The following is a 25,081-nucleotide window of genomic DNA, read 5'->3' as shown; positions in this document are numbered from 1 at the left end:
CTAGGGCTCCAACTCGATGTCCCAGTAGAGCCAGTCGCGCCAGGTTTCGTGCAGGTAGTTGGGCGGAAAGGCCTTGCCCCGGTCCTGCAGCTGCCAGCTGGTCGGCTTGATGGGCGCGACCATGGGCGGCATGTTCGCCTGCTTGGGCGTGCGTCCGCCCTTCCTGAGATTGCAGGGCGAGCACGCGGTGAGAATGTTCTCCCAGCTCGTCTTTCCGCCCAGCCTCCGCGGGACCACGTGGTCGAAGGTCAGGTTGTGCGGCGATCCGCAGTACTGGCAGGTAAACTTGTCGCGCAGGAACAGGTTGAAGCGCGTGAAGGCGGGAAACTCGGACGGTTTGACGTAATCGTGGAGCGCGATCACCGAGGGGATCTGCATCGTCCAGCTGGGGCTGCGCACCGCCCGGTCGTAGCACGAGACCACGTCCACCTTCTCCAGCACCACCGCCTTGATCACGGTCTGCCAAGGCCAGATACTGAGCGGATAATAGGAGAGCGGCGTGTAATCCGCATTGAGAACAAGCGCAGGGCAGTCCGAAAGACTTCGGGAGGGATCATCCTCCGCGCTGCGGAAACGGGCCGCGCGCTCAATCAGCTCCGATCTGAGCATGGCCTCCTGTCGCAGGCCGTGATGACAAGTTCATGGCAGCACATAAAGTCTTTTGCAGCACTTGCGCGACTCGGCGTCAAGTCCCCTATGGTACAGCCTTGCCGAAATGCGACGAGCACCTCCGCGCTGTTCAGGCCATCATGTCCACTTCACGAGCCTTTTTCATGATCCGTACACGCTTTGCGCCCAGCCCCAACGGCTCGCTTCACCTGGGCCATGCCTATGCAGCTCTAACCGCGCACGATCTTGCCCGTTCGCGCGGCGGCGAATTCCTCCTGCGCATCGAGGACATCGACGGAGCGCGCAGCCGCCAGGAACTCGCCGAGGAGGCGCTGGAGGACCTGACCTGGCTGGGGCTTGCCTGGGACAGACGGGTACGCATCCAGTCGCGCAACGTCCACGCGCACGTGGCCGCGGGTGAGCGGCTGAAGGCGATGGGGCTTCTCTATCCCTGCCGCTGCACCCGCGCCGAAATAGCGGCCGCCGCCACCCGAATGGGCCCCGATGGGCCAGTCTACCCCGGCACCTGCAAGCGCCGTGCAGTCGATTCCGAAGGCGCAGCCTGGCGGATCGACATGGAGGCGGCAACCTCACACGCCGGGCCTCTCACCTGGAAAGACGAGCGGGCCGGTATGCAGCGAACCGATCCGGCGCCCTACGGCGATGTCGTGCTGCTGCGAAAGGACCTTCCCGGCAGCTATCACCTCGCCGCCACGCTTGACGATGCCTCAGACGGCGTCACCCTCGTCACCCGGGGCATGGACCTGTTCGGCGCCACCCACATCCACCGCCTGCTCCAGGCCCTGCTCGACCTGCCCGTGCCCACCTGGCACCACCACCCCCTGTTGGTCGAAGCGGATGGGCGCAAGCTTGCCAAGCGGCGCGGCTCGCCCTCGCTGGCCGACCGGCGCCGCGCTGGCGAAGATGGCCCCGCGCTCGCTGCGGCCTTGCGCGCCCATGCCTTCCCCGCTGGCCTTTCGCTGGGCGAAGGCGTAGCCTGAGGCCATGTACACTCTACTCGTCATCGTAATTGTCGCCCTGATGATCGCGGTCGTGATCAGTCTGGTGCGCGGGATCATCGCCTTCCTCAACGGCACCAAGGAGGACCTCAACCGCGATCCCAGTGAGACCGGCCCGTCGAAAAGCCAGCAGATGCAGAACCGCATGATGTTCAACCGCATCAAGTACCAGGCCGCCGCGGTCCTGGTCTGCGCGCTGCTTCTGGCCTTCGCACGCTAGCCGCCCGCCACCTCTTTCCTGCGCGATCCGACAGGCAGTTGGCCGTGCTTTGGGTGGTGCAATCGCCTGACCGACGGACTAGGGACGGCCACACCCCGGCGAGAGAGAACCATGGTCAAGCTCAACAAGATCTACACCCGCACTGGCGATGACGGCACCACTGGCCTTGTCGACGGATCGCGCCTGCCCAAGCACGCGCGCCGAATGGAGGCCATCGGCAGCATCGACGAGGTCAACAGCGCGATCGGCCTGGCGGTCTGCGCCCTTGGTCCTGAGGACACGCATCGGGCCAACCTCGTGCGCATCCAGAACGACCTGTTCGACCTTGGTGCGGACCTCGCGACCCCGGGCGAGGACTTCACCCCGGACGAGATGACCTTGCGCATGGTCACTGCCCAGGTCGACTGGCTGGAAGGTGCCATCGACGCCGTCAACGCCGATCTTCAGCCGCTCACCAGCTTCATTCTGCCCGGCGGCAGCGAAGGAGCCGCACGCGTTCACATCGCGCGCGCGAGCTGCCGCAGCGCCGAGCGCTGCGCGACGGCGCTGGCGGGGGACGAGCCTGTCAATCCGGCCGCACTTGCCTATCTCAACCGCCTGTCCGACTACCTCTTCGTGCTCGCCCGCGCACTGAACGAGAACGGCGCACGCGACGTATTGTGGGTGCCCGGACAGAATCGATAAGACGGCAGATGTAATTTCCACAAGGCCCCGGACCTGCGCGTCCCTGCGGCCAAACGTTCGAGAGGGAGCACACAGCGTGCAGACAATCGGTATCATCGGTGCAGGGATCATGGGTACGGGCATTGCCCAGACCGTCGCGGGCAAGGGCATGGACGTGGTCCTGACCGACGTCAGCCTCGACGCCGCCGAAAAGGGCAAGGCGAAGATCGAGAAGGGCCTTGGCCGCCTGATTGCCAAGGAAAAGATCACGCAAGGCGATGCAGACGCGCTCCTTGCCCGCATCACCCCGACCGGCGACTACGAGGCGATGGCCGAATGCGACCTCATCATCGAGGCCGCGAACGAGCGCGAGGATATCAAGGCAAAGATCTTCGAGGCGGCGGGCAAAGTGCTCAAGGACAGCGCGCTCATGGCCTCCAACACCAGTTCGATCCCGATCACCCGTATGGGGGCAGGCACGATCGACCCCACGCGCTTTTGCGGCCTGCACTTCTTCAATCCAGTGCCGGTCATGGGCCTGATCGAGGTCATCCCCGGCCTTGCCACCAGCGAGGACACCGTCGCGAAGATGAAGGCTTTTGGCGAAAAGCTGGGCAAGACGGTTGTGCTTGCGGGCGACGAGGCCGGCTTCGTGGTCAACCGCGTGCTGTGCCCGATGCTCAACGAGGCGATCTGCGTGCTGGGCGCGGGCGTTGCCAATGTCGCGGATATCGACGCGGCAATGAAGCTGGGCGCCAACCACCCCATGGGGCCCCTCACGCTCGCTGACTTCATCGGCCTCGACACCCTGCTCGAGATCATGAAGGTCCTCTTCGAGAGCACTGGCGATCCCAAGTACCGTCCGGCCACCCTGCTCCAGAAGTACGTCGAAGCGGGTTGGTACGGCCGCAAGAGCGGGAAGGGGTTCTACGACTATTCGGGCGAGGAGCCCGTTCCCACACGCTAAAAGAACAAGACGATTCAAGGGGCCATCGCCCCTTGACCCCATACCGGGCGACCTCGCCTTTCTCGGCCGCCATGGCGCGTGGGAGGGGAGGTTGACTGGTCCGGGAGCCCGAGGGCGATGGCCCCCGGATTTCCCCTTTCTCCAATCTTCGTTGTCCCTGCACGGGGAACGCGACTCGCGTCCGTTCCGTTACAGGTGTCAAAGGAGATACCCGATGGCCCAACGTAACGACGACTTCGCCCCCGAAACGGTCAACGCCGAGCAGGCCGATGCGCCCATGCAGGCGCAGGAAGTGGCCGAGCAGGCCTTGAACCAGTCGACCTCGGTTCTGGGGCTCGAACAGAGCGAAAAGCTCTCCGCCAGCCTCGACGGTGCCAACGCGCAGGATCTTGTCGACCACATGCGCCAGATGGACACCAGCGGCACCATCGACATGTCCGCTTACGCGGGCGAAGAGGCGATGGACGACCTGGAAGACCGCTACGGACGTGAAAGCGCGCCCGAGCCGGATCTGGCGTCCGACGGCAGTTGAGGCTAGGATCTCACGCCAGAAACACGAAAATCAATCGGGAGAGGTGGGCGTTTCCGTCGCCCAAGGGTTCTTATGCTTGCCATGCGTTTTGGCGACAGCTTCCGGCTTGTCGCGCCCCCCGCCTTCGGATGCCGGGACAGTGCAGTAGGCGGTCAGCAGTACGCTGGCCGCCCAGAAGAGAGCGTGCCAGCGGCTGCGGAAGACACAGGTGAGGCGCGGACCGAAGAACACCATGGCCCCCTTCTGGACCTTCCCGGTTAACCGTCGGTTCCCGCCTCGCGCTTGAGATCGTAAAGAATTTCGAGCGCGTCGCGCGGGGCAAGCGCGTCGACATCCATGTCGCGCAGCTTTTCGCGCAAGCTGTCGCAGGCGTCCTCGCGCGCCTCTTCGGCAGCGGCGAACAGCGGAAGCTCGCCAAGGCCAGCAGCAAGACCGCCCATTTCCGCACGGCCCTTTTCGAGCTTTTCGAGCACCGACTTGGCCCGGCTGATGACCTTGGGGGGAACCCCCGCAAGGCGCGCGACGGCGAGGCCATAACTGCGGTCCGCCGCGCCTTCGGCCAGTTCGTGGAGGAGCACGAGTTCACCCTTCCACTCGCGCGCCCGCACGTGGTGGAGCGAAAGCGCCTCGCAGGTTTCGGCCAAGCGCGCCATCTCGTGGTAGTGGGTCGCAAAAAGGCAGCGGCAGCGGTTGGTCTCGTGGACCGCCTCGGCCACCGCCCAGGCCAGCGCGAGGCCATCGTAGGTCGACGTTCCGCGCCCCACCTCGTCCAGGATCACGAAGCTGCGCTCGGTCGCTTGCGAGAGGATCGCGGCGGTCTCGACCATCTCGACCATGAAGGTCGAGCGCCCGCGTGCCAGGTTGTCCGAGGCACCCACGCGGCTGAAAAGACGGTCGACAAGACCGATACGGGCCGCGTCCGCCGGAACGAACCCGCCCGCCTGCGCGAGCAGGACAATGAGCGCGTTCTGGCGCAGGAAGGTCGACTTACCACCCATGTTCGGGCCGCCGATAAGCCAGAGCCGGTCGTGGCTGGCGAGACGGCAGTCGTTCGCCACAAAACGCTCGTTCTGCGCCTTGAGGGCCGCTTCCACCACCGGATGGCGTCCGCCCTCGATTTCCAGCGACAGTCCCTCGACCACTTCGGGCCGCGCCCAGCCCCCTTCCGCGGCACGCTCGGCCTGCCCGGCGGCAACGTCGATACGGGCGAGCGCCGCCGCGGTGGCCGCGATCACCTGGCGTGCGGCGACGGCCTCCTCGACCAGCGCCTCGAAATGGGCCTCTTCGGCCGCCAGCGCATGGGCGCCTGCCTCGGTGATCCGGCTCGCCTCCTCGTGCAGCGCGAGCGCATTGAAGCGCATCGCCCCCGCCATCGTCTGGCGGTGGGTAAAGCCGCTCTCGGCCTGCATCAGCGTGTCGGCGTGGCGCGAGGGCACCTCGATGAAGTAGCCAAGCACGTTGTTGTGCTTGATCTTGAGCGCGGCAACGCCGGTATCCTCACGGTACTTCGCCTCAAGCGCGGCAATCGCCTTGCGCGCGTTGCCTGAGGTGAGGCGCAGTTCATCGAGGCTTGCGTCGTAGCCTTCGGCAATAAATCCGCCCTGTCCGCGCTCGGTCGGCGGCGCGGATACCAGCGCGCGGGTGAAGTGCTCCACCATTTCGCCCCAGCCCGCTACGTGACCGCCCAGCGCCGGGAGCAGGCTGTTCAGCAGCACCGGCAGATCCGCACGGCCTGCAAGGCGCCCGCCAATGGCATGCGCTCCGGCCAGACCATCGCGCAACTGGCCAAGGTCGCGCGGCGATCCACGTCCGGCGACTACGCGACCCAGCGCACGGCCCACGTCAGGAAGCGCGCGCAGCGCCGCGCGCAGGTCCTCGCGCAGCATCGGGTCTTCATGCAGCCAGCCGACCAGTTCGAGACGCGCGGAAATCGCGCTGCGGTCGGTCAGCGGCGCGGAAAGGTCCTCGGCCAGCTGGCGCGCGCCCGCGCCAGTGACGCAGCGGTCGACCGCGTCGATCAAACTGCCCTTTCGTGCTCCTTGCGCGGATTCGAGGATTTCCAGGCTCGCGCGCGTGGCCTCGTCCATCGCCAGCGTCGCCTCGCCCGAACGGGCCTCGGGCGGGAGCAGCAGCGGCAACGCGCCGCGCCCGACATGGTCGAGATAGGCAATGAGACCACCGGCTGCGGCCAGCATCGGGCGGGTGAAGGCCCCGAACCCGTCAAGCGTGGAGACGCCGTGGATGCCCTTCAGCCGCTCCTCGCCGCCTTCGGAGGAGAATTCATGGCCCGAACGCCCGATCGCATCCTCGGGCGCCAGCTCCCAGCCGTCCTGCACGACCAGTTCGCGCGCGCCCAAACGTGCAAGGCTTGCAAGAAAGCGGTCAGGTGCACATTCCTCAAGCACCATCTGCCCGGTCGAGATGTCGCAGGCGGCAAGACCGATCACGCCGCGCACCTCGCAGGCCGCGGCCAGGACGTTCGCCCGGCGCGGTTCCAGGAGAGCTTCCTCGGTCAACGTCCCTGCCGTTACGAAGCGCACGATATCGCGGGCGACAAGGGCCTTGGAGCCCCCCCGCTTCTTCGCTTCGGCGGGCGTCTCGGTTTGCTCGGCAATGGCCACGCGGCAGCCCGCCTTGATCAACCGGGCAAGGTAGCTCTCGGCAGAATGAACCGGCACGCCGCACATCGGGATCGGGGTTCCGTTGTGCTCGCCGCGCGTGGTGAGTGCGATATCAAGAACTTGACTTGCGATTTTTGCATCTTCAAAGAAAAGCTCGAAGAAGTCCCCCATACGGTAGAACAGCAAGCATTCGCCAGCTTCCTCGCGAAGCGCGAGATACTGGGCCATCATGGGTGTTGCGCCGGAACTCATGGCGCTGCGTTAGCCCCGCTCGCCGGGCCTTGTGAAGCGCAACCCCCTTGCCTTTCCCCTATCGCGTCCCGGAATCTTTCGTTATCGGCCCTCGCTCATCCGGGAGAAATTCATTGTCCGAGAAAAGCAAGGTCCAGTTTACCGAGCGCGAGGCTCTGTTTTACCACCAGACAATCCGTCCGGGTAAGATCGAGATCATCGCATCCAAGCCGATGGCAACGCAGCGCGACCTGTCGCTCGCCTATTCGCCCGGCGTCGCCGTGCCCGTCCAGGCCATCGCCGACGATCCGCAGAAGGCTTACGATTACACCGCCAAGGGCAACCTCGTTGCGGTCATCTCCAACGGCTCGGCCATCCTGGGCATGGGCAACCTGGGCGCGCTCGCGTCCAAGCCGGTGATGGAAGGCAAGGCGGTCCTGTTCAAGCGCTTCGCCGATGTCGATTCTATCGACATCGAGCTGAACAGCGAGGACCCCGAGGCGCTTATCGAAGCCATCGCGATGATGGAACCCAGCTTTGGCGGCATCAACCTTGAAGACATTAAGGCGCCGGAGTGCTTCGTGATCGAGCAGACCCTGCGCGACCGCATGAACATCCCGGTCATGCACGACGACCAGCACGGCACCGCGATCATCACCGCGGCCGGCCTCATCAACGCCTGCCTCATCACTGGCCGTGACATCAAGGACATCAAGGTTGTGGTGAACGGCGCGGGCGCTGCGGCGCTGGCCTGCACCTCGCTGATCAAGTCGCTTGGCGTGCCGCACAACAACGTGATCGTGTGCGACCGTTCGGGCACGATCTACCAAGGCCGCACCGAGCAGATGGACCAGTGGAAGAGCGCGCACGCGGTCGCCACCGAGGCGCGTACGCTGGAAGAAGCGCTGGTCGGCGCTGATGTGTTCCTCGGCCTCTCGGCCGCCGGTGCGCTGCCGGCCGAATACGTGCGCAAGATGGCCGACGAACCGATCATCTTCGCGATGGCCAACCCCGTCCCGGAAATCATTCCCGACGAGGCCAAAGCCGTGCGTCCGGACGCGATCATCGCCACGGGCCGTTCGGACTTCCCGAACCAGGTCAACAACGTGCTGGGCTTCCCCTTCATCTTCCGCGGCGCGCTTGACGTGTCGGCCACCGCGATCAACGAAGAAATGAAGATCGCGGCCGCCAACGCCATCGCCGAACTCGCACGCGAGCAGGTCCACGAGGACGTCGCCGCCGCCTATGGCGACCAGGTCCAGCAGTTCGGCCGCGACTACATCATTCCCGCACCGTTCGACCCGCGCCTGATGGAAGTGGTGCCCGCCGCCGTCGCCAAGGCGGCGATGGAATCGGGTGTCGCGCAGCGTCCGATCGAGGACTTCGATGCCTACCGCCTCCAGCTCAAGGGCCGCCTCAACCCGACCACCTCGGTGCTGAGCTCGGTCTACGCGCAGGTTCGCGCCAACCCCAAGCGCGTGATCTTCGCCGAAGCGGACAACGAAGTCGTCCTTCGCGCCGCGATCCAGTACCGCGATTTCGGTTATGGCGAGCCCATTCTAGTCGGTCGCACCCAGAACATCCTCGATCTGATGAACGAGCTGGGCGTGCCCAACCCGGAGAGCTTCCACATCGAGAACTCGATGGTCTCGGACCACGTCGACCCGATGGTCGAGATGATCTACGCGCGCCTCAAGCGCCGTGGTTACCTGGAACGCGACGTCCAGCGCATGGTCAACACCGACCGCAACACCTTCGCCTCGGGCCTGCTCAAGATGGGCGTGGGCGATGCGATGATCACCGGCATGACGCGCCCCTTCGCGCAGTCGATGAAAAACGTGCGCCGCGTGCTCGATCCGGCCCCGGACAAGCTGCCTTTCGGCATGCACATGCTGGTGGGCAAGAACCGCACCGTGTTCCTGGCAGACACCACCATCAACGAGCGCCCGAGCGCCGAGGAACTGGCGATCATCGCCACCGAAGCGGCCTCGGTCGCCAAGCGCATGGGCCACGAGCCGCGCGTCGCGTTCCTCTCCTACTCGACCTTCGGCAACCCCGAGGGCCAGTGGGTCGAACGCACCCGCGATGCCGTGCACATCCTCGACGAGCGTGACGACGTACCCTTCGAGTACGAAGGCGAAATGGCACCCGATGCCGCGCTCAACCCCAAGATCATGGCGCTCTACCCGTTCTGCCGCCTCTCGGCTCCGGCCAACGTCCTGATCATGCCGGGTCTGCAATCAGCCAACATCTCGGCCAAGCTGCTGCGCGAGATCGGCGGCACGACCTCGATCGGCCCGATCCTGCTGGGCATGGAAAAGCCGGTCCAGATCGTACCGATGACCGCGATCGCGCCCGACGTGCTGACGAGCGCCGTGCTCGCGGCCGCTGGCATCGCCGGCTGAGGCAGCGGCAACGCAATCGGAGAGGGCCGCTTTCCCGGACGGCCCTGTTTCCGGCAACACCTGACAAAAAGGCCCCGGCAGGACGCTCTTGCCGGGGCCTTTTTGCAACGCTTGCCTCGCGAACCGCACGCACACGGCGCAACGCCGCCTGATCGGCGCGAATTTCAATTGACCCACCCGGGGCCGATCCTAAAGGCTGGCCCTGCGCTGCGGCACCGGGCCGCAGCCGCGAAGAGCGGTATCGAATCGAGGGAGGCGCCCGTGTGGCAGTGGTTTACCGGGAACACGCAAGTTGTCAGCGTTGCCCTCAGCTTTGCCATGCTGATCGTCTGGGTGATCTACCTGCAGTTGCTGCTGGTCCAGTTCCGGGGCACCAAGCGCTCGACGATCCTCATCACCCGCGCGGCTGGGCGCGGCATGCGCAGCCGCTGCCTCGTCACCAATATGAGCAGCCAGCCGCTCTACGTCTCCAGTCTTATCGCCACGGTGCACGTGCGCGGTCGCCAGATCGAACTGGCGCTGACAGACTTGCGTGAACTGCCCGGCGACCTGGGCGAAGACCCGCGCTCGATCATGGGCCAGGGCAGCCTTGCGACCGGCCAATTCATGAACATCGGCCACTTCGATGACATCGTGCGCACCCTGCTCGACGCAAACGAGGAAACCGACGTGCAGGAGGAGGAAGTCGACCAGTTCGACCTTACCGTGGTCGCGCTCTACGCGCTGGAGGACCTGCCCGTGGGCGCGACGCGCAGCTTCCACTTCGAACGCAACGTGCCCAAGGGCCCCCGCGTCCAGCCCCTCAGCATCGCCACCGACCAGATCCGCCAGCGCCGTCGTCGTAGCGATCTGCTGAACAAGGTGCAGCAGTACCTCTGAGTAGGAATAGGCAAAAATCAGAAAGGCAATTTCTCAAGGGGTGATCACCCCTTGACCCCAAAACGGGCGACCTCACCTTTCTCAGTCAAGGCGGCGCGCGACAGGCGAGGTCGACAGTTCGGAGAGCCCGAGGGCGATGGCCCTCGGAAACCGACGTCCTGTTTTCCCTGAAATCCTAAGGCTCAGCCCTTGCGGCGGTAGCGGAAGTACCAGACCTCGTGCTTGTAGACCGCGCGGGCCTTGGCCTCGTAGCGGGTCTCGGGCCAGCCGCCCGGGCGCTTCTGGAAGTCAAGAGGCTTCTCGCAGAGCCATTCGAACTGGCCGGTGTGCCGCTGCATCACCATCAGCGCATGGCGCAGATAGATGGCGTGGTCCGTGCCGAAGCGGAACTCGCCGCCCGGCCTGAGCTTGGCCGCGAACATGTCCACCGGACCATCGTTCATCATGCGCCGCTTGGCGTGGCGCGCCTTGGGCCAGGGATCGGGGTGCAGCAGGTAGAGGAACGAGAGCGAACCATCAGGAATGCGCGCAAGGACCTCGAGCGCGTCGCCGTGGTGAATGCGCACATTGCCGAGCGGCGGATGCGCACCGTTGTCACCCGCAACGTGCATCAGCGCCTGCGCGACCCCGTTGATGAAGGGCTCGGCACCGATGAAACCGTGGCCGGGCAGCATGTCCGCACGGGCGGCCATGTGCTCGCCCCCGCCGAAGCCGATCTCGAAGTGGAGCGGGCGATCATCGCCAAACAGCCCCTCGGCCGTAATCGGCCCGTCCTCGGGCATCGAAATCTTGGGCAGGAGGTTGTCGACAAGGCCCTGCTGGCCCGCACGCAAGGGCTTGCCCTTGGAGCGGCCATAGAGGCGGTTGAGAGTCGTGGGATCGCCGGGTTTGTGCGCAGTCATGGGCCGCGGCACTGGCAGGCAAGCGCGTGCGGGTCAATATTGCACGTGGCAGGCGTGGCAGGCGTGGCAGCTTGGCCTCTCTTTCCCGGTGCAAGGCGGATGACCGAAGAAAAGAAGAACGAAGATCTGATCCCCTTGACCCCTGAATGGGCGACCTCCCCATTCTCAGACCACATGGTGCAAGAACCTTGAGGTCGACAGTTTGGGGAGCCCGAGGGCGATGGCCCTCGGAATCACCTTTCTATCCTTGTCCGCAAATGGCTCCGTGCCTTGAATCCACGCAACGGACGAATTGCACGCACGCCCCGGCCCGGCCATACCCCCACCAAGGCGGGGCGAACCACCCGCCCCCAGCAGGACCGGACCTTTCACCATGCTCGCCGCCATCTTCCTCCTTCTTGCCTGCCAGCTCATCGGAGAGGCGCTGCACCGGATCACCGGGCTCGCGCTTCCCGGTTCGGTCATCGGCATGGTGCTGCTGCTGGGCTGGCTGGCGCTGGTGCGGCGCGAGCGGCCCACGCTCAGCGCTGTCAGTGGGTGGCTGACCGCGCACCTCTCGATCATGTTCGTGCCCGCCGCGGTCGGCCTCATGCAGGAAGGTTCCGCCCTTTCCCGCTATGGGCTGGGGCTCGCGCTCGCGACCGGGGTCTCGACCGTGCTGACTATCGTCGTCACCGCGCTGGTGTTCCGTTGGGCACTTCGCCGCTTCACCCCGGACGAGGTCGGCAAGCGCCCCGTACAGCCTGCGGAGCGCGGCGCATGAGCGCCCTCACCGATCTTCTCGCCACACCGCTCCTGTGGCTGGCCGTGACGCTGGGTGTCTTCGAGATCTTCGAGCGCCGTTCGCATCGCTCGGGGCGTCATCCGCTGTGCCACCCGGTGCTCTGGACCACGCCGGTGCTGATCACGCTGCTCTGGGCTACGGGGACGCCCTATGCCGACTATAAGGCCGACACCTTTCTCCTCAGCTTCCTGCTCGGCCCGGCCGTGGTCGGCCTCGCCGTCCCGATCTGGGCGCAGCGCGAGCGGATCAAGCGGCTTGCCGTGCCGATTGTCCTGTCGCTCGCGGCCGGTGCGGTGTCCTCGGTCGTCAGCGCAATCGGGATTCTCTCCCTGTTCGGAGCGCCCGCGGAGATCCTTGCCTCGATTGCCCCCCGTGCGACGACGACGCCGGTGGCCATGGCGATCGCGGAGCAACTGGGCGGCGTGCCCGCCCTGGCGGCCTGCATCGTCCTGTTCGCCGGGATAGCGGGGGCGATGACGGCCACCCCGCTCCTCAACGCGATGAAGTTCGATGATTACCGCCCCCGTGGCTTTGCGCTGGGCGTATCGGCGCACGGCTTCGGAGCGGCGCGCGCATTTCAGGTCAGCGAGACCGCGGGCGCTTTTGCAAGCCTGGGCATGGCACTCAACGCGGTGATGACAGCGGCCCTGCTCTCGCTCCTCGCCGCGTTGCTCTGATCCTGCCCGAATCGCGAATAGAAACGGACGGCAATTCCTTCAAGGAACGCCGGCCGTTTCGATTCGGTCAGATCGGGGCGCAGGACGCTCAGGCGACTTCCTGCAATTCGTCCGGATCGCGCAGGACATAGCCGCGGCCCCAGACGGTCTCGATGTAGTTGGCCCCGCCACAGGCATGGCTGAGCTTCTTGCGGAGCTTGCAGATGAAGACGTCGATGATCTTCAGCTCCGGCTCGTCCATGCCGCCATAGAGGTGGTTCAGGAACATTTCCTTGGTCAGCGTGGTGCCCTTGCGCAGGCTGAGCAGCTCGAGCATCGCGTATTCCTTGCCGGTCAGGTGCACACGCGCGCCATCGACCTCGACAGTCTTGGCATCGAGGTTGACGACCAGCTTGCCGGTGCGGATGACCGACTGCGAGTGGCCCTTCGAACGACGCACAACCGCATGAATACGCGCGATAAGTTCTTCGCGATGGAACGGCTTGGTGACGTAGTCGTCTGCGCCGAAGCCGAACGAGCGCACCTTGGAATCCATTTCCGCGATGCCCGACAGGATAAGCACCGGGGTCTGCACCTTGGCCACGCGCAGCTTCTTGAGCACGTCGTACCCGTGCATGTCGGGCAGATTGAGGTCGAGCAGTATGATGTCGTAATCGTACAACTTGCCCAGATCGAGGCCTTCCTCGCCCAGGTCCGTCGAGTAGATATTGAACCCTTCTGCCGTGAGCATGAGCTCGATCGCACGTGCAGTGGTGGGTTCGTCCTCGATCAACAGAACTCGCATTGGGTGATCCCCTTGTTGCCCTTATTTGCCGACCCTATCGGCTCCCGGTGTAGACTGCGGTAACCGCTTCGCAACGGACCTTGCCGAGAATTAACCATAGGTGGGATGAAGGTTAAAGGTTAATTTGCCGTAAATGCGGAAGCGAAGTGCAGACTATGGAAAGATTCTTAGTCGTGCCACCGCACACCCCACGGTAACCAAAACGGCCATGTGCCCTTCAGGTTAAGGGGCGCACCTTCATTTTCCTTTCCGCGCGCGCACGGGGCTTCGCGCGGTCGGCCTTCACCTGTGGTGTACCTACCCGCGCAAGATAGCTCCACAGACCGCACTGCAGGCCGATCACCATGAGGATAAAGGGCTGGAAGGCGATGCCCACGAAAAGGGAGCCCACGAGGTAGGACACCTGTGAGAGCTGAAGCGCATTGGCAAGCGGGGCCACCCAGGCCACCTCAGGCGCGCTTTGCTTGCGGTAGCGGCGTCGCAGCGCCTCCATCTGCCACAGCCCCGAGGCCTGGAGAAGCAACCACAGGAACAGGCCGGGATAGCCCTGCTCCCCCAGCATCTCGAAGTAGCTGGAATGGTAAGCCCGACCTTTCTCGACCACGTGCTCGCGGCGCACCGTCGTGAGCTCGCCCGTGGTTTCCCGCACGACCGTGTCGTATTCGACCCGGCTCGAAAGGTAGGCCTCGAAGCCGCCGCCGAGCGGGTTCTCCCGCGCGTAGTCCCAGGTCCACTTCCACACCCCCAGCCGCGTGCCTGCCGACTGGTCGGCCTCGTGGTTCTCGATCGTGTTCATGCGCGCGACGAAGGACTGGGGCAGGAAGGGAATCGCAGCAAAGGCGGTCAGAGTCATGCCCACCAGGATCAATACGCGGTGGCGCGCGGTACGCAGGTAAAGGATGCATAGGGCCGCAAGGCAGACGAGGCCGGTGCGCGCCTGCGTGCCCACAGGGATCAGGCAGCAGGCAAAGATGAGCGCCACCGCGAAGGTCCAGACCCGCCAGTCGGAGGGAAAGATCGTCGAATGGCGCGCCAGCCACAGGATGATCGGGATAATCGCGATGGCCACGCACGAGAGGATCGAGCCTTCGTAGAGGCCCGTGTTGGTCTCCACGAAGATGCGCAAGGTGCCATAGCCGCCCCCACCCAGCGCGGTCTTGATCCCTCCGTCGATGATGAGCGCGCTGGCCGCCAGCACCATCACCAGCGCCGCCGCCTCGATGCGCAGGCGCGTACGCAGGGTGAGCGGGAGGAAGATCGCGAAGACCAGCGCCTTCCACACCCAGCTCCATTTCTCGAGAGCGGGCAGCGGATAGTCCGCGCGCAGCGTGGTCATCGCGCAGTAGGCAAGCAGCGCCAGCATCACCGCCTGGCGCCAGGTGAAGCGCGTCCCCTCCTTCCCGTCGAGCGCCAGCCAGCCACCAAAGGCCGCAACGAAAGCAATCAGCGAGGTCGGGATGACCGAAAGGAAACCCCAGGAAATGATCTGGGGCGCCACAATGTCGATGTAGAGATAGCACAACACCCACAGGAACGGGCGCCGCAGCCCGGCCAGCAGAAGCGCGACAAAGAAGCCGGTGAAGGCGAGATTAAGCATCGTTTTCGCCCCGTGCCGCGCCCGCACCCTCGCTCTCGGCATCCGGGTTGGCGCCGGGAACGCGCATCCCCTGCCCACGCGGCGTACGGCGCGGCGCAGTGGCCTCGCCCTCACGGTCGAGATCGGGCCGCTGCAACAGGCGCCACACGGCCAGCGCGATCAGGCCGTGGGAGAGGGCAAGGGCAAAGATGTCGACCATCGCAAAACCTGCTAAGGCGTCTGGGTTGACGCCGCGTTAAGCGTTGTCCTGTAGCAAACGAGCGCCATGAGCACACGCCCGCCCCGCATCCTGCACGTGCTGGACCATTCGCTGCCGCTGCAGAGTGGCTATACCTTCCGCACCCGTGCGATCCTGAAGGCTCAGCAGGCTATGGGCTACGAGGTGCGCGGCGTCACGGGGCTGCGCCACAAGACCGGGACCTCTCCTGCTGAGGCGGTGCCAGAAGAGGCCGATGGCCTGCTCTTCCACCGCACCCCCGGAACCGCCAAGGGCCCTCCCGTCTGGCGCGAGGCGCGCGAGGTCGCCCGCTTCCACGCAGGGATCGAGACCGCGATCGCCGCCTGGCGCCCGGACATCCTCCACGCCCATTCACCCGCGCTGTGCGGCGCGGCGGCGCTGCGGGCCGCCCGGCGCCACGCGCTCCCCCTCGTCTACGAGATCCGGGCCTTCTGGGAAGACGCCGCGGTGGGCAACGGCACAGGTAGCGAAGGCTCGCTCAAGTACCGGCTGACCCGCGGCCTTGAGAACCACGTCGTTGCTCGCGCCGATGCGGTGGTGACAATCTGCGAGGGTCTGCGTGCCGATCTTGCCAGGCGCGGCGTGCCCGCCGACAAGATCACGGTCATGCCCAACGGCGTGGACCTCGACCTCTTCGGCACACCTGCGCGGCGCGACGAGGCGCTTGTCCGAAAGCTCGGCTTCCAGGGTGCGGACGGGCACCCCTGCCCGGTCATCGGCTTCATCGGCAGTTTTTATGATTACGAGGGCCTCGACGACCTCATCGCGGCCATGCCTGCCCTGCTCGCCCGTGAGCCCGACGCGCGCCTGTTGCTGGTCGGCGGAGGCCCGCGCGCCGAGGCCCTTGCCGCACAGGCGAAAGGATCCCCCGCCGCGCACGCGATCCGCTTTGTGGGGCGCGTCGCCCACGCCGAGGTCGAGCGCTACTACGCGCTGTGCGAAGTCATGGCCTACCCGCGCAAGCGCAGCCGCCTCACCGATCTCGTCACCCCGCTCAAGCCGCTGGAAGCGATGGCCCAGGGCAAGATCGTTGCCGCCAGCAACGTGGGCGGACATCGCGAACTTGTCATCCATGGCGAGACCGGCGTACTCTTCGCGCCTGACGATCCACAGGATCTGGCGCGCGCGCTTGCCGAACTGCTCGGCGCGCGCGATAGTTGGGAACGCCTTCGCACTGCGGGCATTGCCCATGTGCGCCGTGCGCACGACTGGTCTGCCAATGCCAGGCGTTATCAAGACGTTTACCAAATGCTGTCACCTGTGGTGGCGCAACATGGGCACTAGAACGCGATCGGTTCCGCGATTCCCGGCCCGATAATCACTCCTGGGGGTGTGCGACGTGGCCGATAAGATGCGCAAGACCAAGGGCGGAAAGCCGCCGATCAGCCGGCATCCGATATTCCCCGCCATCATCGCGCTGTGGTGCGGTGCGCTGGCCGGTTTGTGCAGCATCGCGCTGCGTCCCGCAGTGGTCGAACAGGCGATTCTCGCGACCGGCCTTGATACGCTCGTGCCCATGGCCGCTCCGCCGCTCGGGGCCACCTTCCGCATTGCCCTTACCCTTGCCATGACCGGGATCGGCGCCCTCCTCGGCGGGTTCCTGGCCCTGCGCATCGTGCGCCCGCGCCCGCCTGCCCGCGCCCGTGCAGATGGCGCAGAGATGGCTCGGAACGAAGCCCCGGCCACCGCGCCCGCCGCCGCCCCTGCAGCCCCTGCCGCCGCGCGCGCACCTGCGGGCCGCCGTCGGGCCTTGGCCAACATGGAACTGGAAACCGCGAGCGCCCAAGAAGCAAGTGCGGAGACTGCCCAGGCGCCAGAAGATTGCGCGCCCGAGGCTCCCGCGCCCTTTGTGCAGCCCGAGACGGCCGCTGCACCTGCACCTGCCGTAGCGCCCCTTGCAGAGACCGAACGTGGCGAAATCGCGGAAGGTATCCTCGACATGCGCGCGTTCGATCTCGACGCCTATCTCGACAGTGCGCAGAAGCCCACGGTCCAGCCGGACGCGATGCCCGCGCCAAGCGGAGCCGAAGCCCCCGATGGACCGCTCGCCCTGGAGGACAACGTGTCCCCGTCGCGCCCCATCCCGCCCGAGGCGCAGCTCTTCCGGACAAGCGCCCCATCCGCCGCGGCGCCCGACACCGACGTACCGGCCGCTCCCGGCCAGCGCCTGTTCGATGCCTATTCGCAGGCGATCGCCGCAAAGACCGCTGCCCCTGGCTTCTCGCTGCTCCCGCACAAGGATGAGGCGAGCGCCGAAAGCGCAGAGAGCTGGGACGAAATCCCGACCGTGTCCGAGCCCGCTGTGACGGACCAACCCGGCAGCGCCCCAACCGCGCCGGCCAACGCGCCCGAAGTGATGCCGTTCGCCGCAGCGGCCATGGCCGAATTCACCGCAGGCGCAGGTCCGCGTAGCGGCGCGGAACGCATCGCCGCGCGCGAACTCGATGAACTCTCGCCGATCGAACTGCTCGAACGTCTCGCCCTGGCCATGACGCGCCGCCGCGAGACCGAGGCCCGCGACGCGGCCAAGGAGACACCGGAAGAACCGGCTTCGGAACCCTCCTCCAGAAGCGCGCCCGCCATGCCGGCCCCCTATTCGCCGGAAACCGCCGCCGAGGCACCCCAGGTACCGACGCCATCGGCCGAAGAGGAGGCGCCCCCGGTCGCTCTGGCCCGCGGGCCCTTCGCCGCCCCGAACTCCGAGGCCACCACCCCCGAGCCTTCCGCGCACGAGGCTGCGCAGACAACTCCCGAAAAGGCGCACGCCGCGAAGCCGGGCATGCCCGCCGCCATGCGCGGGATCGACTTCGACGCCTTCGAGGATGACGACGACGAGGCGCTGCCCGACTATATCCCGGCGCGCCTCATCCGCGCGCCTGAGCCCCCGTCCGCACCGTCCCCGGCACCATTCGCCGCGCCCGCGGGCCTTGCGCCCGCAGAGCCGGAGGAAAACGACGCCGAGGAAGAGAGCGTGCTCGAACAGGGCTATTCCTCGCTGCTGGGCCTTTCGCGCCAGGCCCAAGACGCCCCGTCCTTCGTGCGCATCGAGGAACCCGAAGGCCACGACGAGATCGAACCGGTGGTGATCTTCCCCGGCGAAGAGGCGCGCAGCCAGGCCGCCCACACATCGAGCGATGCACCGCGTCCCTTCGATGCCGCCCCTGCCGGAGACTCCGAGCCCCTGGCCTTCCCGCGTCAACTGCAGGCCGATGCCTCCCACCCGCAGCCCCGCCGCTTCGATGCCCCGGCGCGTGAAGACGCGGAAGAGACCGAGAAGGCCCTGCGCGCTGCCCTCGCCACGCTCCAACGGATGAGCGGCGCCGCCTGATCTCGGAAACCCACGAACGGAATCGGCGGCCTTCCGGTCTCCGAAGCGGGTTCCGCTCCACGGACACTTGCATCAACAAACCATTGTGACAGTTCTCAAACGGCGATTCCTGATAACAAAATGGCCTAGAATCGGCGTCAATTGGAATTTTTCGTCCGTCACGACCCGAAGTCGGTTGCAAAACCGGCCCTCAATCTGCATGGGGACCGTGGGGTCACTATGTCGCTCAAGAGCGGCGCTCGATTCGTGCGCGCTGCGCGGACGAAGCGGGTTTTGCGGCCCCTGACAAAATGACAGGATGGGTATTATCGATGGGATTTCCTAAGCCCCAGGGCCTTTATGATGCGCAAAATGAACATGACTCCTGCGGCGTGGGCTTCGTTGCCCATATCAAGGGTGAAAAATCGCACGCCATTATTACCCAGGCTCTGGAGATTCTGAAAAACATCGACCACCGCGGCGCCGTGGGGGCGGACCCGCTGCTGGGCGATGGTGCGGGCATTCTCACGCAGATTCCCGATCAGCTTTTCCGCAAGTGGGCCGAGGCCAATGGCCATGAGCTGCCGCAGCCGGGCGACTACGCCGTTGCGATGTGCTTCCTGCCCCGCGACGAGGCTTCGCGCGACTTCGTGGTCACGAAGTTCGAAAAGTTCATTGCCAAGGAAGGCCAGCGTCTCGTGGGCTGGCGCGACGTGCCGGTCACGCTCGATGGCCTGGGCAAGGCGGTGCTCGAATCGATGCCGGTGGTGCGCCAGTGCGTGATCGCGCGCGACGGCGACTGCGCCGACCAGGACGCGTTCGAGCGCAAGCTGCTGGTGATCCGCAAGCAGACGCAGAACCCGCTGCACGACCTTGCCGAGAAGAACGACATGCCCGGCCTGACCGAGCTCTACATGCCGAGCTTCTCGAGCCGCACGATCGTCTACAAGGGCCTGCTGCTTGCGACCCAGGTCGGCTCGTTCTACGACGACCTGCGCAATCCGGACTTCGTTTCGGCGCTCGGCCTCGTGCACCAGCGCTTCTCGACCAACACCTTCCCGAGCTGGCGCCTCGCGCACCCCTACCGCTTCATGGCCCACAACGGTGAGATCAACACCGTGCGCGGCAACGTGAACTGGATGAACGCGCGCCGCCGCACCATGGAAAGCGACCTCCTGGGCGCGGACCTCGACAAGATGTGGCCGATCATCCCGCACGGCCAGTCGGACACCGCGTGCCTCGACAACGCGTTCGAGCTGCTGCTTGCAGGCGGCTACTCGCTGGTCCACGCGATGATGATCCTCATCCCGGAAGCCTGGGCCGGCAACCCGCTGATGGACGCCAAGCGCCGCGCCTTCTACGAATACCACGCCGCGCTGATGGAGCCCTGGGACGGTCCGGCCGCCGTGGCCTTCACCGATGGTCGCCAGATCGGCGCCACCCTCGACCGCAACGGCCTGCGCCCCGCGCGCTTCCTCGTCACCGACGATGACCTGTGCGTCATGGCCTCGGAAAGCGGCGTCCTGCCGATCGCCGAGGAGCGTATCGTGCGCAAGTGGCGCCTCCAGCCCGGCCGCATGCTGCTGATCGACTTCGAGGAAGGTCGCATCATCGAGGACGAGGAAATCAAGTCCAAGCTCTCGGAGGAGGAACCCTACGAGAAGTGGCTCGACAAGGCGCAGTACAAGCTCGCCGACCTCGACGTGATCGAGCCCGAACTGGCCGAGATTCCCGCGCCCACCGGCACGCTGCTCGACCGCCAGCAGGCCTTCGGCTACACGCAGGAAGACACTCAGCGCTTCCTCGAGCCGATGGCCATGAACGGCGACGATCCGATCGGCTCGATGGGCACCGACACGCCGATCCCGGTCCTGTCGAACAAGGCTCGCCTGCTGTACGACTACTTCAAGCAGAACTTCGCGCAGGTCACCAACCCGCCAATCGACCCGATCCGCGAGGAACTGGTCATGAGCCTCGTCTCGATGATCGGTCCGCGCCCGAACCTGCTTGGTCACGATGCCGGGACGCACAAGCGTCTCGAGGTCAGCCAGCCGATCCTGACCGACAAGGGACTGGCCAAGATCCGCTCGGTGGAAGCCGCCCTTGACGGCGCCTTCCGCACCGAGACCATCGACATGACCTGGGACGCCGAAAGCGGCGCGGCCGGTCTTGAGATGGCGATCAAGGAAATGTGCTGGGCGGCGACCGAGGCCGTGCTCGCGGACAAGAACATCCTGATCCTGTCCGACCGTGCGCAGGGCCCGGACCGCATCCCGATGCCGGCGCTGCTGGCGACCGCAGCGGTGCACCACCACCTCGTGCGCCAGGGCCTGCGCATGCAGACCGGCCTCGTCATCGAGACCGGTGAAGCCCGCGAAGTCCAGCACTTCTGCGCGCTGGCGGGTTATGGCGCGGAAGCCATCAACCCCTACCTCGCCTTCGAGACGATCGAGGAGATGCGGGTCCGCAAGAAGCTGCCGATCTCGGCCGACGATGCCGCCAAGAACTACGTTTACGCCGTGGGCAAGGGCATCCGCAAGGTGATGTCCAAGATGGGCATCTCGACCTACCAGTCGTACTGCGGTGCGCAGATCTTCGACGCCGTCGGCCTGTCGAGCGACTTCATCGAGACCTACTTCGCAGGCACCGCGACGACCATCGAAGGCGCCGGCCTTGCCGAAATCGCCGAAGAGACCGTGCGTCGCCACGCCGAGGCCTATGGCGACAACCCGATCTACGCGGGCATGCTCGACGTGGGCGGCATCTACGGCTCGCGCGTGCGCGGTGAAGACCACGCCTGGACCAGCGACAACATCGGCAACCTCCAGCACGCGGTGCGCGGCAACGTGCCCTCCAAGTACAAGGAGTTCGCCGAGAGCATCAACGACCAGTCGGCCCGCATGCTCACCATCCGCGGCCTGCTCGACTTCAAGGTGGCCGACACGGCCATCCCCATCGAGGAAGTCGAACCCGCCAGCGAGATCGTCAAGCGCTTCGCCACCGGCGCCATGAGCTACGGCTCGATCTCGTGGGAGGCGCATACCACGCTGGCGCTCGCCATGAACCGTATCGGCGGCAAGTCGAACACCGGTGAAGGCGGCGAGGATCCCAAGCGCTTCAAGCCGCTGGAAAACGGCGACACGATGCGTTCCTCGATCAAGCAGGTTGCCTCGGGCCGCTTCGGCGTCACCACCGAGTACCTCGTCAACGCCGACGACATCCAGATCAAGATGGCGCAGGGCGCAAAGCCCGGCGAAGGCGGCCAGCTGCCTGGCCACAAGGTCGACAAGGTGATCGGCAAGACCCGTCACTCGACCCCGGGTGTGGGCCTCATCTCGCCGCCGCCGCACCACGACATCTACTCGATCGAGGACCTTGCGCAGCTCATTCACGATCTCAAGAACGTGAACCCGACGAGCCGCGTTTCGGTCAAGCTCGTCTCCGAAGTGGGCGTGGGTACGGTTGCCGCCGGTGTCTCGAAGGCACGTGCGGACCACATCACCGTCTCGGGTTACGAGGGCGGCACCGGCGCTTCCCCGCTGACCTCGCTGACCCACGCGGGCAGCCCATGGGAAATCGGCCTTGCCGAGACCCAGCAGACGCTGATCCTCAACAACCTGCGCAGCCGCGTGGCTGTACAGGCGGACGGCGGCCTGCGTACGGGCCGTGACGTGGCGGTCGCTGCGCTCCTGGGCGCGGATGAGTTCGGCTTTGCCACCGCCCCGCTGATCGCGGCCGGCTGCATCATGATGCGCAAGTGCCACCTCAACACCTGCCCGGTCGGCGTGGCCACGCAGAACCCGGTCCTGCGCGCCCGCTTCACCGGCCAGCCCGAGCACGTGATCAACTACTTCTTCTTCGTCGCCGAGGAACTGCGCGCGATCATGGCGCAGCTGGGCTTCCGCACGGTTGCCGAGATGGTCGGCCGCGTCGACAAGCTCGACATGAAGAAGGCGATCACTCACTGGAAGGCCAAGGGCGTTGACCTTTCCCGCATCCTCTACCAGGCTCCGCTGGGCGACAGCCCCTCGCTGAACTGGTCGGAGCGCCAGGATCACGGCCTTGAAAACGCGCTCGACAACGAGCTCATCGCGGCGGCTGCTCCGGCTCTGGAAAAGGGCGAGGCCGTACGCATCGAGAAGCCGGTGATCAACGTCAACCGCACCGTGGGCGCGATGCTCTCGGGTGAGGTGGCGCGTCGCTATGGCCATGAAGGCCTGCCCGACAACACCATCAAGGTGCAGCTGACCGGCGTTGCTGGCCAGAGCTTCGCGGCCTGGCTCGCCCATGGCGTGACACTCGACCTCGTCGGCGATGCCAACGACTACGTCGGCAAGGGCCTGTCGGGTGGCCGCGTGATCGTGCGCCAGCCGGACAACGTGAAGCGCGTTCCCACCGAGAACATCATCGTGGGCAACACCGTGCTCTACGGTGCGGTCTCGGGCGAGGCGTTCTTCAACGGCGTGGGCGGCGAGCGTTTCGCGGTCCGCAACTCGGGTGCGATCACGGTTGTCGAAGGCTGCGGCGATCACGGCTGCGAGTACATGACCGGCGGCGTGGTGATGGTGCTGGGCAAGACCGGACGCAACTTTGCAGCCGGCATGTCGGGCGGCATCGCCTACGTCTACGACGAGGAGGGCCGCTTCAGGGACCTCGCCAACACCGCCATGGTGGATCTCGAAAGCGTTTCGGCAACTCCGGACGAGGACGAAGGCAGCGGCCGACCGCAGCAGCGCACGGTCAGTGTCAATGACCTGGGCATGGGCGACATGCTGCGTCACGACGCCGAGCGCATCCGCGTCCTGCTGGAACGCCACAAGCTGCACACCGGCTCGAGCCGGGCCAGCGAACTCCTCGAAAACTTCGAGGACGCGCTGGGCAAGTTCGTCAAGGTGATGCCGCGCGACTACGCCAAGGCGCTCAAGATGCTCGAGGCCGAGCGTCTCGAAGCCGCCACGGTCGCGGCGGAATAAGTTCGAAGGAATATAGAAGACATGGGCAAGGAAACCGGCTTTCTCGAGCTTGACCGCCAGGACCGTACGTACGGACCCGTCGACGAGCGCCTGAAGAACTACAAGGAGTTCGTGGTCCCCCTTTCGGCGGAAACGCTGAAAGGGCAGGCCTCGCGCTGCATGAACTGCGGCGTGCCGCACTGCCACACCGGCTGTCCGGTGAACAACATTATCCCCGACTGGAACCACCTGGTCTACGAGGACGACTTCCGCAACGCGCTGGAAATCCTCCACTCGACCAACAACTTCCCCGAGTTCACCGGTCGCATCTGCCCCGCGCCCTGCGAGGCGGCCTGCACCCTGAACCTCATCGACGAGCCCGTCACGATCAAGTCGATCGAGTGCGCGATCGTCGACAAGGGCTGGTCGGAAGGCTGGATCACGCCGAAGATCCCCGCCGCCAAGACCGGCAAGTCGGTTGCGGTCGTGGGCTCGGGCCCAGCGGGTCTTGCCTGCGCGCAGCAGCTGGCGCGCGCGGGCCACTCGGTCACCGTGTTCGAAAAGAACGACCGCGTGGGCGGGCTGATGCGCTACGGCATCCCCGACTTCAAAATGGAAAAGCACCTCATCAACCGCCGCGCCGCGCAGATGGAGGCCGAAGGCGTAACCTTCCGCACCTCCACCGAAGTGGGCGTGAACGTCTCGGTGAGCTCGCTCAAGGAAAACTACGACGCGATCGTCTTTGCCGGCGGTGCCGAGGATGCCCGCAAGCTGCAGATCCCCGGCGCGGAACTGCCCGGCGTGCGTCTCGCGATGGAGTTCCTCACCCAGCAGAACAAGCGCAACGCGGGCGACGATGAACTTCGCGCCGCGCCGCGCGGCTCGCTTACCGCCACCGGCAAGAACGTCATCGTCATCGGCGGCGGCGACACCGGTTCGGACTGCGTGGGCACCTCCAACCGCCAGGGTGCCAAGTCAGTGATCCAGCTCGAGATCATGCCCAAGCCCCCGGTCCACGAGGACAAGGCCATGTCCTGGCCGTTCTGGCCGCTCAAGCTGCGCACATCCTCCAGCCACGAAGAAGGCGCGGACCGTGAGTGGGCCGTGCTCACCAAACGCGTTGTTGGCGATAACGACGTGAAGGGCCTGGAATGCGTCCGCGTCGAGTGGAAGGACGGCAAGATGGTTGAGGTCGAGGGCAGCGAGTTCACGCTCGAAGCCGATCTCATCCTCCTCGCCATGGGCTTTGTCGGTCCCAAGAAGGCCGGCATGCTCGACCAGGCCGCCGTCGAACTCGACGCGCGCGGCAACGTCAAGGCCGATACCCAGGTCTACCAGACCTCGGATGAGCAGATCTGGGCCTGCGGCGACATGCGTCGTGGCCAGAGCCTGGTTGTCTGGGCCATCCGCGAGGGCCGCCAGTGCGCGCGCGCCGTCGACGAGGCGCTGATGGGCGCGAGCGAATTGCCGCGCTGAGACAGGCCTACACGGCAACCGAGATACGAAGGGGCGTCCACGGGGGCGCCCCTTTTTTCATGACCTTGTGAAAGCTTGTCGCGCGCCCACTCCAACCCGGTGGTATCTTGCCGCATCGTGCCCGGGGCCCCCGCAAAGTCGCCTAGGTGCACCTTGGCGCCCATTTCACCGTGCACCGCTACCCCCCTTTTCACGACAGCCCCGCCACGGGTTGCAGG

At 65.8% G+C, this 25,081-nt stretch carries 20 protein-coding genes; 13 read left to right on the top strand and 7 right to left on the bottom strand.

Annotated elements, in window-relative coordinates:
* The gene (locus FMM79_RS08610; protein WP_148627079.1) at positions 1-609 is read right to left on the bottom strand and encodes an HNH endonuclease; all 609 of its coding nucleotides are present in this window, start codon (positions 607-609) and stop codon (positions 1-3) included.
* A gap of 164 nt (positions 610-773) precedes the next feature.
* Between FMM79_RS08610 and gluQRS the strand changes: the two genes are divergently transcribed.
* The 5 genes from gluQRS to FMM79_RS08585 all read left to right on the top strand — a co-directional run bounded on the left by gluQRS (position 774) and on the right by FMM79_RS08585 (position 4,010).
* Positions 774-1,610 carry a tRNA glutamyl-Q(34) synthetase GluQRS gene (gluQRS, locus tag FMM79_RS08605; RefSeq protein ID WP_148627078.1) on the top strand — a complete coding sequence of 279 codons (837 nt, stop codon included), beginning with the start codon at positions 774-776 and terminating at the stop codon, positions 1,608-1,610.
* Between the two features lie 4 nt (positions 1,611-1,614).
* Positions 1,615-1,848 carry an HIG1 domain-containing protein gene (locus FMM79_RS08600; protein ID WP_148627077.1) on the top strand — a complete coding sequence of 78 codons (234 nt, stop codon included), beginning with the start codon at positions 1,615-1,617 and terminating at the stop codon, positions 1,846-1,848.
* A 111-nt stretch (positions 1,849-1,959) separates the two neighbouring features.
* A complete protein-coding gene (locus FMM79_RS08595) occupies positions 1,960-2,532 on the top strand; it encodes a cob(I)yrinic acid a,c-diamide adenosyltransferase (RefSeq protein ID WP_148627076.1) in 573 nt (190 codons plus the stop codon).
* A gap of 76 nt (positions 2,533-2,608) precedes the next feature.
* Complete coding sequence (locus FMM79_RS08590) at positions 2,609-3,478, top strand: 3-hydroxyacyl-CoA dehydrogenase family protein (RefSeq protein WP_148627075.1); 870 nt, start codon at positions 2,609-2,611, stop codon at positions 3,476-3,478.
* A gap of 214 nt (positions 3,479-3,692) precedes the next feature.
* A complete protein-coding gene (locus tag FMM79_RS08585) occupies positions 3,693-4,010 on the top strand; it encodes a hypothetical protein (RefSeq protein WP_148627074.1) in 318 nt (105 codons plus the stop codon).
* A 30-nt stretch (positions 4,011-4,040) separates the two neighbouring features.
* On the opposite strand, the gene FMM79_RS08580 is transcribed toward FMM79_RS08585, so the two are convergent.
* On the bottom strand, positions 4,041-4,244 hold the full coding sequence (locus FMM79_RS08580) for a hypothetical protein (protein ID WP_240339061.1): 204 nt from the start codon (positions 4,242-4,244) through the stop codon (positions 4,041-4,043).
* 23 nt (positions 4,245-4,267) lie between these two features.
* Entirely contained in the window at positions 4,268-6,883 is a 2,616-nt protein-coding gene (gene mutS, locus FMM79_RS08575; protein WP_205466566.1) for a DNA mismatch repair protein MutS, read from the bottom strand.
* Between the two features lie 113 nt (positions 6,884-6,996).
* On the opposite strand from mutS, the gene FMM79_RS08570 reads away from it, so the two are divergent.
* Complete coding sequence (locus FMM79_RS08570) at positions 6,997-9,267, top strand: NADP-dependent malic enzyme (RefSeq protein ID WP_148627073.1); 2,271 nt, start codon at positions 6,997-6,999, stop codon at positions 9,265-9,267.
* 261 nt (positions 9,268-9,528) lie between these two features.
* Positions 9,529-10,146: a hypothetical protein gene (locus tag FMM79_RS08565; protein WP_148627072.1), complete on the top strand. Its 618-nt coding sequence runs from the start codon at positions 9,529-9,531 to the stop codon at positions 10,144-10,146.
* A 182-nt stretch (positions 10,147-10,328) separates the two neighbouring features.
* Here the strand turns inward: FMM79_RS08565 and FMM79_RS08560 are convergent, their stop codons facing one another.
* The gene (locus FMM79_RS08560) at positions 10,329-11,048 is read right to left on the bottom strand and encodes a tRNA (guanosine(46)-N(7))-methyltransferase TrmB (protein WP_148627071.1); all 720 of its coding nucleotides are present in this window, start codon (positions 11,046-11,048) and stop codon (positions 10,329-10,331) included.
* A gap of 373 nt (positions 11,049-11,421) precedes the next feature.
* Between FMM79_RS08560 and FMM79_RS08555 the strand changes: the two genes are divergently transcribed.
* Together FMM79_RS08555 and FMM79_RS08550 are read left to right on the top strand one after the other, a co-directional pair.
* A complete protein-coding gene (locus FMM79_RS08555; protein WP_148627070.1) occupies positions 11,422-11,811 on the top strand; it encodes a CidA/LrgA family protein in 390 nt (129 codons plus the stop codon).
* The gene (locus FMM79_RS08550) at positions 11,808-12,509 is read left to right on the top strand and encodes an LrgB family protein (RefSeq protein ID WP_148627069.1); all 702 of its coding nucleotides are present in this window, start codon (positions 11,808-11,810) and stop codon (positions 12,507-12,509) included. Before FMM79_RS08555 ends, FMM79_RS08550 begins: the two co-directional genes overlap by 4 nt.
* Before the next feature lie 88 nt (positions 12,510-12,597).
* On the opposite strand, the gene ctrA is transcribed toward FMM79_RS08550, so the two are convergent.
* The 3 genes from ctrA to FMM79_RS08535 all read right to left on the bottom strand — a co-directional run bounded on the left by ctrA (position 12,598) and on the right by FMM79_RS08535 (position 15,089).
* Positions 12,598-13,293, bottom strand: coding sequence for a response regulator transcription factor CtrA (gene ctrA / locus FMM79_RS08545; protein ID WP_148627068.1), 696 nt, complete (start codon positions 13,291-13,293; stop codon positions 12,598-12,600).
* Between the two features lie 217 nt (positions 13,294-13,510).
* Positions 13,511-14,890 carry a putative O-glycosylation ligase, exosortase A system-associated gene (locus FMM79_RS08540; protein WP_148627067.1) on the bottom strand — a complete coding sequence of 460 codons (1,380 nt, stop codon included), beginning with the start codon at positions 14,888-14,890 and terminating at the stop codon, positions 13,511-13,513.
* On the bottom strand, positions 14,883-15,089 hold the full coding sequence (locus tag FMM79_RS08535; protein ID WP_148627066.1) for a hypothetical protein: 207 nt from the start codon (positions 15,087-15,089) through the stop codon (positions 14,883-14,885). Before FMM79_RS08535 ends, FMM79_RS08540 begins: the two co-directional genes overlap by 8 nt.
* A 66-nt stretch (positions 15,090-15,155) precedes the next feature.
* On the opposite strand from FMM79_RS08535, the gene FMM79_RS08530 reads away from it, so the two are divergent.
* The 4 genes from FMM79_RS08530 to FMM79_RS08515 all read left to right on the top strand — a co-directional run bounded on the left by FMM79_RS08530 (position 15,156) and on the right by FMM79_RS08515 (position 24,863).
* Positions 15,156-16,412 (top strand): TIGR04063 family PEP-CTERM/XrtA system glycosyltransferase, encoded by a 1,257-nt coding sequence (locus FMM79_RS08530; RefSeq protein ID WP_148627065.1) that lies wholly within the window; start codon positions 15,156-15,158, stop codon positions 16,410-16,412.
* A 55-nt stretch (positions 16,413-16,467) separates the two neighbouring features.
* Positions 16,468-18,456: a hypothetical protein gene (locus FMM79_RS08525; protein ID WP_148627064.1), complete on the top strand. Its 1,989-nt coding sequence runs from the start codon at positions 16,468-16,470 to the stop codon at positions 18,454-18,456.
* A 311-nt stretch (positions 18,457-18,767) separates the two neighbouring features.
* Complete coding sequence (gene gltB / locus FMM79_RS08520; protein WP_148627063.1) at positions 18,768-23,408, top strand: glutamate synthase large subunit; 4,641 nt, start codon at positions 18,768-18,770, stop codon at positions 23,406-23,408.
* Positions 23,409-23,429: 21 nt separating this feature from the next.
* Positions 23,430-24,863: a glutamate synthase subunit beta gene (locus FMM79_RS08515; RefSeq protein ID WP_148627062.1), complete on the top strand. Its 1,434-nt coding sequence runs from the start codon at positions 23,430-23,432 to the stop codon at positions 24,861-24,863.
* Positions 24,864-25,081: the final 218 nt, after the last annotated feature.

The sequence above is a fragment of the Novosphingobium sp. BW1 genome, from assembly GCF_008107685.1.
In the GTDB taxonomy this organism is placed as follows: Bacteria; Pseudomonadota; Alphaproteobacteria; order Sphingomonadales; family Sphingomonadaceae; genus Novosphingobium.
This window is presented reverse-complemented; position numbering and strand designations above follow the sequence as displayed.

What these genes read in the sequence shown, in the direction of transcription:
- FMM79_RS08610 (WP_148627079.1), bottom strand. Translation starts at nt 609, where the DNA reads ATGCTCAGATCGGAGCTGATTGAGCGCGCGGCCCGTTTCCGCAGCGCG.
- gluQRS (WP_148627078.1), top strand. Translation starts at nt 774, where the DNA reads ATGATCCGTACACGCTTTGCGCCCAGCCCCAACGGCTCGCTTCACCTG.
- FMM79_RS08600 (WP_148627077.1), top strand. Translation starts at nt 1,615, where the DNA reads ATGTACACTCTACTCGTCATCGTAATTGTCGCCCTGATGATCGCGGTC.
- FMM79_RS08595 (WP_148627076.1), top strand. Translation starts at nt 1,960, where the DNA reads ATGGTCAAGCTCAACAAGATCTACACCCGCACTGGCGATGACGGCACC.
- FMM79_RS08585 (WP_148627074.1), top strand. Translation starts at nt 3,693, where the DNA reads ATGGCCCAACGTAACGACGACTTCGCCCCCGAAACGGTCAACGCCGAG.
- FMM79_RS08580 (WP_240339061.1), bottom strand. Translation starts at nt 4,244, where the DNA reads ATGGTGTTCTTCGGTCCGCGCCTCACCTGTGTCTTCCGCAGCCGCTGG.
- mutS (WP_205466566.1), bottom strand. Translation starts at nt 6,883, where the DNA reads ATGAGTTCCGGCGCAACACCCATGATGGCCCAGTATCTCGCGCTTCGC.
- FMM79_RS08560 (WP_148627071.1), bottom strand. Translation starts at nt 11,048, where the DNA reads ATGACTGCGCACAAACCCGGCGATCCCACGACTCTCAACCGCCTCTAT.
- FMM79_RS08555 (WP_148627070.1), top strand. Translation starts at nt 11,422, where the DNA reads ATGCTCGCCGCCATCTTCCTCCTTCTTGCCTGCCAGCTCATCGGAGAG.
- FMM79_RS08550 (WP_148627069.1), top strand. Translation starts at nt 11,808, where the DNA reads ATGAGCGCCCTCACCGATCTTCTCGCCACACCGCTCCTGTGGCTGGCC.
- ctrA (WP_148627068.1), bottom strand. Translation starts at nt 13,293, where the DNA reads ATGCGAGTTCTGTTGATCGAGGACGAACCCACCACTGCACGTGCGATC.
- FMM79_RS08540 (WP_148627067.1), bottom strand. Translation starts at nt 14,890, where the DNA reads ATGCTTAATCTCGCCTTCACCGGCTTCTTTGTCGCGCTTCTGCTGGCC.
- FMM79_RS08535 (WP_148627066.1), bottom strand. Translation starts at nt 15,089, where the DNA reads ATGGTCGACATCTTTGCCCTTGCCCTCTCCCACGGCCTGATCGCGCTG.
- FMM79_RS08530 (WP_148627065.1), top strand. Translation starts at nt 15,156, where the DNA reads ATGAGCACACGCCCGCCCCGCATCCTGCACGTGCTGGACCATTCGCTG.
- gltB (WP_148627063.1), top strand. Translation starts at nt 18,768, where the DNA reads ATGGGATTTCCTAAGCCCCAGGGCCTTTATGATGCGCAAAATGAACAT.
- FMM79_RS08515 (WP_148627062.1), top strand. Translation starts at nt 23,430, where the DNA reads ATGGGCAAGGAAACCGGCTTTCTCGAGCTTGACCGCCAGGACCGTACG.